The organism is Croceivirga radicis, assembly GCF_002072105.2.
GTDB lineage: Bacteria > Bacteroidota > Bacteroidia > Flavobacteriales > Flavobacteriaceae > Croceivirga > Croceivirga radicis.
On sequence record NZ_MTBC01000019.1, the window covers coordinates 1 to 2,099 of the forward strand.

Consider the following 2,099-nt stretch of genomic DNA (forward strand, 5'->3'; position numbering starts at 1 on the left):
ATCTATTAAAGCCTACCATTTATATGAAACCTGATTCTAATAGGATATCCGTTAAGGAGAAAGTTGGGTACGCCCTTGGCGACCTCTCCGCCAATCTGGTCTTCCAGACCATTTTGACCTACTTGGCCTATTTCTATACGGATATCTATGGCCTCAAGACCGGTGATGCCTCCTTGGTCATCTTTACCGTGGGCACCGTGGCAGCTTTTCTCTTTAACCCACTGATAGGCGCCCTGGCGGATCGTACCCATAGCAAATGGGGCAAGTTCCGTCCATGGATACTATTTACCGCCGTGCCCTTGGGCGTGGTGGCCCTTTTGGCCTTTACCACCCCGGATTTTTCCTATAAGGGCAAGCTCATCTATGCCAGTGTCACCTATACCCTGTTGTTGTTGCTATATGCCGCCAACAACCTGCCCTATGCCGCGCTTAGCGGGGTAATTACCGGCAGCATGCAGGAGCGCAACAGTATTTCGGCCTATCGGTTCGTGGCGGTGATGTTCGCCCAGTTCTTCGTGCAGGTGTTCATGCTGCCCATCATACAGGCCGCGGGCGGGGGCGACAAGGCCGCAGGTATTGAAACGGTAATGACCTATCTGGCCATCATCGGCACCCTTATGTTACTGGCCACCTTTGTTGCAACCAAGGAGCGCATCGTCCCAAAACCGGAACAAAGATCCAGCTTCTTACAGGACATCAAGGATTTGAGCAAGAACCGGCCATGGGTGATCATGTTGCTGCTCACCACATTGGTATTCGTTACCTTGGCCATGAAGGGCGGGTCCTATGTCTATTATTTCGAGAACTTCGTGGACCAACCCCATTTGGCAAGCTTCCTTGCCCCCATACTGGACGCGCTCTCGGCAGCGGGCATGGACTTCTTTGGGGACAATGCCGCGGCCGCGGGCTTTGGGCTCTTCAACGCCGGGGGCATCATCTTCATGATGGTGGGCATCGGGTTCTCCAAAAAACTGGCGGACCGCTATGGAAAAAGGGACGTCTTTGCCCTGGCCCTGTTCGTATCCACCCTCTTCATAATCGTTTTCTATTTCTTTGGCCCCAAGGACGTGGCCTATATGTTCCTAGCACAGGTACTGCATGGGTTCTCCTACGGGGTGACCATTCCCCTGTTATGGGCCATGATCGCCGATGTGGCCGATTATTCCGAGTGGAGGAACGACCGTAGGGCCACCGCCATTATATTCTCCGCCATGATGATAGGCCTAAAGCTGGGGCTGTCCATAGGCGGCGCACTGGTAACCTATATACTGGGGGCCCACGGCTATCTGGCAAAAGTGGTGGGGAACACCGCCGCCCAACAGCCGCAGTCCGCATTGCAAGGGATAAAACTATTGGTGAGCCTATACCCTGCCGTACCCTTCCTCCTGGGGATAGGACTACTATTCTTCTATGTAATCAACAAGGACATGGAGAACACCATAGAGAACGATTTGAAAACAAGACGAAAAAACTAAAACAGACCCAATGCCCGAAGAAAGTACAGCACACATCGATTTTGACATACTGGACCAAAAGGCCATTTCAAAGCCCTTGGTGACCCACATCTACACCGCGGACCCTTCCGCACATGTATTTGAGGGCAAGATATACGTTTACCCATCCCACGACATCGATGCCGGCGAGGCCTTTGACGATTTGGGAAGCCATTTTGCCATGGAGGACTACCACGTTCTGTCCATGGACCATGTGGGGGCACCGGCAAAGGACCATGGCGTGGCACTGCACGTGGACGACGTGCCTTGGGCCAAACAGCAGATGTGGGCCCCGGACGCCGCACATAAAAACGGAACCTACTATCTGTTTTTTCCCGCAAAGGACCATCAGGGCATCTTTAGGATAGGGGTGGCCCTCTCTGGTTCGCCGACAGGGCCTTTTACCCCTAGGCCAAATGCCATAAAGGGTAGTTTTAGTATTGACCCCGCCGTTTTTGAGGATACCGATGGGACACACTACATGTATTTTGGCGGGCTATGGGGCGGGCAATTGCAACGATGGAGAAATGGCTCCTTTGATGCCTCCAGTCCCGAAAGCCCTACGGCACACTTGCCACAAGACCATGAACCGGCCCTTCTGCCCTT

At 53.3% G+C, this 2,099-nt stretch carries 2 protein-coding genes; both read left to right on the top strand.

Annotated elements, in window-relative coordinates; all coding sequences use genetic code 11:
* Window positions 1–23 precede the first annotated feature (23 nt).
* A complete protein-coding gene (locus BUL40_RS15625) occupies window positions 24–1,475 on the top strand; it encodes an MFS transporter (protein WP_080320000.1) in 1,452 nt (483 codons plus the stop codon).
* A gap of 199 nt (window positions 1,476–1,674) precedes the next feature.
* Window positions 1,675–2,099, top strand: a 425-nt coding sequence (locus BUL40_RS15630; RefSeq protein ID WP_317044027.1) for a family 43 glycosylhydrolase, incomplete at its 3' end; no start/stop codon positions are given.

Coding starts and splice junctions, on each gene's coding strand:
- BUL40_RS15625 (WP_080320000.1), top strand. CDS start 24: ATGAAACCTGATTCTAATAGGATATCCGTTAAGGAGAAAGTTGGGTAC.